Genomic DNA, 7,268 nt, shown 5'->3' with positions numbered 1-7,268 from the left:
CTCCAGCTTTAGCTGGAGTTATTAAGATTGTTTTATAATCTAGTTTCAATTGGCTCCAGCTTTAGCTGGAGTTATTAAGATTGTTTTATAATCTAGTTTCAATTGGCTCCAGCTTTAGCTGGAGTTATTAAGATTGTTTTATAATCTAGTTTCAATTGGCTCCAGCTTTAGCTGGAGTTAAAAGGATTGATTGCATTGGCTTTAGCCAAATAAAAGCAGCTAATTTTGGCTAAAGCCATTAAAACATTCAAATTTTACCCCTCCAACTAAAGTTGGAGGCAATTAATGTCTAAAAAAATAACAGAATAGCTACAAATTAGAGTAATCTGGTGACTTCGTTTTATTTTATAAATTCGTGAATTCGTACTAAATAATAGCCACGAATTCACGAATTAAATTTTAAATATATTGCTAAAAAGCAACACAAATTTTTAAGTTCTCTTGAATTTGAATAATCTCTAGGCTTCTTTTTATTTTATTAATTCGTGAATTCGTGGCTAAAAAACTTATTTTTAAATTCTCTTGAATTTGAGTAATTTCTAGAATTCTTTTTATTTTATTAATTCGTGAATTAGTGGCTAAAAAACAGAAAATAATTAATGAGTCGCCTTCCGCTTGAATGACTTATCTTTGCAGCTTTATTACAACTATGAGTTTTACATTGCTTTCTTCACCTTTGCAAGGATTCACCGATTACCGCTTTCGAAATGCACAACAAAAATATTTTGGAGGTATCGACACTTTTTATTCGCCTTACATTCGATTGAATGGGAAATTGGTTATCAAAAACTCCTATCACAGAGATTTACTTCCCGAAAACAATGATACGCTTGAAGTGATTCCGCAAGTAATCACAAACGATGCCGAAGAATTTTTATTTGTTGCTCGATATGTAAAAGAATTGGGATACAAAGAACTCAATTGGAATTTAGGTTGCCCCTACCCGATGGTGACAAAATCAGGTATGGGTTCAGGACTCATCAGCAATACCGAAAAAATCAATCACATACTCGACAGAGCACATACAGAAACAGACATCATTGTTTCGATGAAAATGCGTCTAGGCTACGAATCGCCACAAGAAATACTAGACGTCCTCCCTATTTTGGATCAATATCCCATAAAAAACATTGCCATTCACGCTCGTTTAGGAAAACAATTGTACAAAGGAGGTGTCGATTTGGAAGGGTTTCAAAACTGCATTGACGCTACCAAACACAAGTTGTATTACAATGGAGACATTACTTCGGTAGCGCAATTTCAAAAGATGCAGCAACGTTTCCCTAGTATCGATCACTGGATGATTGGTCGCGGATTGATTGCAGATCCCTTTCTACCTAATATGATCAAAAACAACACTTTTGAATACCCAAAAAACAAAATGGAAGTCTTTAGTCAGTTTCATGACACACTTTACGAAGGCTACTGCGAATCCTTATCTGGTGCTACTCATATTCTACTAAAAATGCATCATTTATGGGAGTACTTTTCGGTACTTTTTTCCAATCCACACAAAGTGCATAAGAATATTAAAAAAGCCAAAAGTATCAAAAATTATGAAGCCACGGTAAAAGAAATTATAGCTAAAGAGTTGTAAGCTTTACCGCAAATTCGCAAATTATATTTTTGTTAATCACTTTAAATTGAAACACGGATGACGAAGATTTAAAAGGATATAAACAGTTTTTTAATAAATACCAACAAAAATAAGTCTAAACAAATGGTTGGATTTACTTCAAAAAAAGAGCTTGCCAAAGCAAACTCTTTTTAAAATTAAAATTCTAAAACTGATATATAAAACAAACTAACTTTTTATCCAATTCACAATTTTTGGGTCTATTGGTAAGGTCCTAGGTGAAATAACATCGACTAACTCCCCTTTTTCGTTCAATAAGTATTTTTGAAAATTCCATTCTACTTCTGAATCTTTCAGTCCATTTTTAGCTTTTTGAGTTAAAAACTGGTACACAGCACACATATCACTTCCTTTTACTGAAACTTTGTCCATCATCGGGAAAGTTACACCGTAATTTTGTTGACAGAACGTAGCTATTTCCTCTTTGGTTCCCGGCTCTTGTGAGGCAAAATTATTCGCTGGAAAACCTACAATTACAAATCCTTTGCTGCTATATTCTTTGTACAAGGCTTCTAAATCTTTGTATTGAGGTGTCAAACCACATTTAGAAGCTGTGTTTACAATCATTATTTTTTTTCCTTTTAAAGTAGCGAAATCAAAGGACTCTCCAGATAAATCAGTAACTTTAAATTGATAGATTGTTTCTTTGGCAAGATTGGTAGTCATAACTGTAGAATTAACTTTTGAGGTTTGTGCTTGATTTTGACAACTAAAAAATAGTAATGCTACGCTTACTATTGAAACTATTTTTTTCATACTGTAATTTTTTATAAAATTAACCATTTATTTGTTTTAAAACCATCTTGATTACATCAACAAAAGTTAATCTTTTATCAAAAAAAAATCAGCTGATCGTAAAAACAGCTGATTTTGAATTTAAATAATATTAAAGTTACTTTTTATAAAACTTTCTATATTTAGGATACGTTAGCAATCCGATTAAAGAGAAAGCACCTAAAGAATACCAAATCCAGCTTAAGGATTTTGCTTCACCACTCGCATAAGAATGCAAGCCTACCAAGTGGAAATTTACACCGTAATACGTGAATAAAATCGAAAGAAAAGCGTACATACTCATCAAATTAAAAATCCATTTTCCTCTTAACGAAGGAACGAATCGCATGTGAATCACAAAAGCATACACCATAATACTGATTAAAGCCCAAGTTTCTTTTGGATCCCAACCCCAGTAACGTCCCCAACTTTCGTTAGCCCATTGTCCTCCTAAGAAGTTCCCTATGGTTAACATTATCAAACCAATAGTTAAAGCCATTTCATTGATATACGTCAACTCTTGGATGTTCAAGTCCATTTTTTCTTTGTTCTTTTCGTTGGTAAAGAAAATCAACAACAAAGAAACAAATCCCAAAATCATACCTAGGGCAAACGGTCCATAACTCGCTACAATTACCGCCACGTGTATCATTAACCAATACGAATTCAAAACCGGTTGTAAGTTTGCAATCTCTGGATCAATCCAGTTCAGAGATGCCGCCCATAAAATCATAGCCGTAACAAAGGCTGATGAAGCTACGGTTAGTTTTGATTTTCTATCAAAAGCCAATCCAAAGAACATGGTGGCCCATGCAATATATATAATAGATTCGTAAGCGTTGCTCCAAGGTGCATGCCCTGAAATATACCATCTTGCAATCAACCCTATCGTATGCAATGCAAATAAAAGTCCAATAAAAACATGAAATCCATTTATTATTATACGTAATGCTTTTCTATCTTTAAAAATTTGTAAGATCGTAAAAATGAACATCATCATTGCCGCTAACAGGTAAATATTTGGTAGTTTTTGAAAAACATCATACTTATTGTAAGCTATTTCCAAATCAATTTTCTTTTCGCTAGGCAACACTTTTCCACCAAATTTTTTCTGAAACCCATTGATACTTTCTAGTAATTCATCAGAAGTGTCATAGGATTGGGTCTTGATAGCATTATTCAAGGTACCAAAATACAAGGGTAAAATGCTTTTGGTATAGGTTGAATCCATTCCTTTTAATCCTGCTTCATTTAATTCTAAGAAGGAAACCCATTTTGAATTTTCATGATTAGGTATTGGGAAAATTTTCAAGATTCGTCCGCTCAAAGCTGATTCCATCAAGTTGACTTTTTTATCGGTTTCGATAAAATCATTTTCAAAACTATTTGGATTGGCTGCTTTATAAGCAGCATCCAAATAAGGAGACAATTTATAATTTCCTTTTTCATCAAAAAACTTGATGAATGGAACTAATTTAGCCTTGCTATCAACACCTATAATCTTACGAATACTATCGTTTTTGGGGGTGATATAAATCAAAGGTACTTCCAACCAAATATTCGCAAATTGTGTCATGGATAAGAAAACCTGATCCGAATTCATCCCTTTAAAAGTGTTTGCATGACTCACTTTTCGCAATAATTCAGAAGAAAAAGTATTGATTGGTTTCATCCTTCCACCGGCATCTTGAATAATCAATCGTCCAAATTTAGCCGCATGTTCTGCTTTGATAGTATTGGTTTTCAACAGCGCATCCAATTCAGCTTCAGTTGGAGCTTTTCGGGTATGCATCACGGATTGCTCGTGATTATGTCCGTCACCTTCTGTATGATTATGTCCTTCATGACTTTGTGCAAAACCATGTAGTCCAAAAAACAACAAGAAAATAGAAAGTAATTTGGCTTTCTTATTCTTAACTATTTCTAATTTTCTTTTCAAATCGCCAAAACGAGAATGTTTGGTAAATAATATCGCCATCATAGCAAAATACAATAAAAAATACCCAAAATAAGTGATGTTGGTTCCCCAAAAATCATGGTTTACTGAAAGTACTGTTCCTTTTTCATCAGGATCAAAAGAGGATTGAAAGAAACGATATTGTTGATGATCCAACACATGATTCATATAAATACGCGCATCAAAATTATCTTTCCCATCCAAAACAGTTACTTTACTTTCAAAAGCCGAATAACTCTTTTCCGTTCCAGGGTATTTAGTTGCTATAAAATCATTCAATTTTACTTTGAAAGGCAACATATACTCTTTACTTCCATAGAAAATAGCAAAATCTAATTTTCCAATTTTTACGGTTTTAGGCTCGCCCACTTTACCTTTAGAACCCAAAATAGTTACTTTTTCAGTCTTTCCTTGCGAGGTGATACTCAATTCTATAGCATCTTCATGACTCTTGGCTTTAAAATCATTATTTGATTCATAAGCAATTACCCCTCTAACAGCAGGCTCTGGAAAAACAATACGCTTTTCACCAATTGAATAAAGAGAACGCATCATTAAGGGTTGCACCACATCTTTGGCTACTTTTCCTTGCAACTTATCCGCCATTCGCATAAAGTTTCCTTCAAATGGGGTTTGAATAGTGTATTCTTTTCCCGTAGTCGTAATATTGATTGCTCCTTCGGTATATTTATTCAGAGCATACAAAACGTTATGAATGTTTTGTACTTCTCCTTCTTTTAAGAAATGTTCTTCTCTTCCACCTTCACCCGCTTCTACAATTTTTAGATATAAAATCCCTTTAGGATCAGGTTTGATAAATTCTTTGGCACCCATGATAAAGTTTTCGTAGTTAACTTCAAATGGTATGTCGGCAAACTTATCCGATATAGAAAAATCATTTTTGGTTACTGGAGATAACAAAACTGGTTCTTCAAAAGTTCGGCGTCTTGGTTCGCCCTTGTACTCCCCATCCACAAAAACAGTAACGAATGTTTTATCGGAAAAAATTCGGCTTTCTGTTGCTCCTTCGCGAATAGGCATCATGCCTTCGTAGCTAATATAACGCGTAATAAATGCCCCGATGATGATGAAAATAAAAGCCAAATGCAGCAATAAAGTAGCCCATTTTTCTTTTTTTAATAACTGATATCTTTTGATGTTTCCGAAGAAATTAATCAAGAAAAACACATGAATCGCTTCAAACCACCAAGCATTGTAAATCCAAATTTTAGCCGTATCTGTATTGTATTTACTTTCGATAAAAGTTCCTGTTGCCATGGCCACTGCGTACGCAATAAATAAAATAGCCATCAAACGCGTCGAAAATAAAAAGGAGTAGTATTTTTTATCCATTTATATTATGAATTGATTTTGTAAAAGTGTCGCAAAAGTACTTAAATATTGTTGATTTGAAACGAACACACTTGTTAATTTAATCTAAAATTAAGCCTTCAAATTCATCCCAAAAACGTTTGAAATAATCATTTAAAACATGAAATCTAGGGTAAAACAATCCCTTTTATCACTATGAAAAAATCACTATTTTTGCGAGATGATCAAAGTAACACTTATTGGCGCTGGTAATGTAGCACAACATCTTATTTCGACATTTCTAACCGCAACGGATATAGAAATCGTTCAGGTGTATTCCCGAAATCCAACTACGATAATCCCTGAAATCGATTCAAAAAAAATAATCTCTAATTTTAGCGATTTGAAAGAAGCCGATGTCTATATCATTGCCATTTCTGATGATGCCATAGCCAGTGTTTCATCACAATTACCTTTTGAAAACCGCTTGGTCGTTCATACCTCGGGAGCAGCTCCTTTAGACTCGTTAAATGGCAAAAACAGAAAAGGGGTTTTTTATCCTTTGCAAACGTTCACTAAAGGGAAACCTGTAAACTTCAAAGTAATTCCCATGTGTCTAGAAACTTCTATACCTGAGGACTATCCCATTTTAGAGAAAGTTGCAACTGCCATTTCAGACAATGTTCACGCCATCAACTCTCATCAACGAAAAGCATTGCATGTGGCCGCAGTTTTTGTAAATAATTTTACCAACTATTTATATCAATTAGGTAATGAAATTTGCATAGAAAACCACGTTCCTTTTGATATACTAAAACCCTTAATTCTTGAAACGGCCGAAAAACTCCTGACATTATCACCAAAAGAAGCCCAAACTGGACCTGCCAAACGCAATGATGTTTCTACTATCGAGGCGCATGAATCTTTTTTATCCAATGAAAATCAATCCACTATATATAAAATCTTAACCCAATCTATACAAAATCATGGCAAAAAGTTATAAAGAAATAATGAATGATATTACTACGTTTGTGTTTGACGTAGATGGCGTACTTACTGATGGTTCTGTATTTGTAAATAACGCAGGCGAAATGCTACGAACGATGAACATTCGCGATGGCTACGCACTAAAAGCAGCTGTAGATAATGGCTACAATGTTTGTATTATTTCTGGCGGAAGTAATGAAGGCGTTCGAGTACGCTTGAGAAATTTAGGCATCACTGACATCCATTTAGGCACCCCCGATAAAGTGGCAACGTTTGACGAATATACCGATGTCTATAATATTCTGCCTGAACACGTTTTGTACATGGGAGACGACATTCCTGATTACCACGTGATGCAATTGGTGGGATTACCGACTTGTCCGCAAGATGCAAGTCCAGAAATAAAAACCATTTCAAAATACATTTCTCATAAAAATGGCGGAAAAGGAGCGGTTAGAGATGTCATTGAGCAAGTGATGAAAGTACAAGATAAATGGATGGAAAGTTTTGACGGGAAACATGATTAGAAGTGAGATGTCAGAAGTCAGAAAATAGAATATAGAAAATAGAATATAGAATTAAAAAACTAATCCTGAAGTTTCG

At 34.1% G+C, this 7,268-nt stretch carries 5 protein-coding genes; 3 read left to right on the top strand and 2 right to left on the bottom strand.

All coding sequences use genetic code 11. From position 1 onward, the window contains the following. Positions 1–649 precede the first annotated feature (649 nt). Complete coding sequence (locus tag WFZ86_RS14305; RefSeq protein ID WP_342692558.1) at positions 650–1,597, top strand: tRNA dihydrouridine synthase; 948 nt, start codon at positions 650–652, stop codon at positions 1,595–1,597. 207 nt (positions 1,598–1,804) lie between these two features. Here the strand turns inward: WFZ86_RS14305 and WFZ86_RS14300 are convergent, their stop codons facing one another. Together WFZ86_RS14300 and WFZ86_RS14295 are read right to left on the bottom strand one after the other, a co-directional pair. Next, entirely contained in the window at positions 1,805–2,392 is a 588-nt protein-coding gene (locus WFZ86_RS14300) for a glutathione peroxidase (protein ID WP_342692557.1), read from the bottom strand. A 136-nt stretch (positions 2,393–2,528) separates the two neighbouring features. Next, complete coding sequence (locus WFZ86_RS14295; RefSeq protein WP_342692556.1) at positions 2,529–5,720, bottom strand: cytochrome c biogenesis protein; 3,192 nt, start codon at positions 5,718–5,720, stop codon at positions 2,529–2,531. Between the two features lie 199 nt (positions 5,721–5,919). On the opposite strand from WFZ86_RS14295, the gene WFZ86_RS14290 reads away from it, so the two are divergent. Both WFZ86_RS14290 and WFZ86_RS14285 read left to right on the top strand, forming a co-directional pair. Beyond that, a complete protein-coding gene (locus WFZ86_RS14290) occupies positions 5,920–6,681 on the top strand; it encodes a Rossmann-like and DUF2520 domain-containing protein (RefSeq protein ID WP_342692555.1) in 762 nt (253 codons plus the stop codon). After that, a complete protein-coding gene (locus WFZ86_RS14285; RefSeq protein WP_342692554.1) occupies positions 6,665–7,192 on the top strand; it encodes a KdsC family phosphatase in 528 nt (175 codons plus the stop codon). Before WFZ86_RS14290 ends, WFZ86_RS14285 begins: the two co-directional genes overlap by 17 nt. Positions 7,193–7,268 lie beyond the last annotated feature (76 nt).

Source organism: Flavobacterium polysaccharolyticum (assembly GCF_038739875.1).
GTDB lineage: Bacteria > Bacteroidota > Bacteroidia > Flavobacteriales > Flavobacteriaceae > Flavobacterium > Flavobacterium polysaccharolyticum.
The sequence above is the reverse complement of the archived record's forward strand: the minus strand, read 5'-3'. Positions and strand labels throughout refer to the sequence as shown.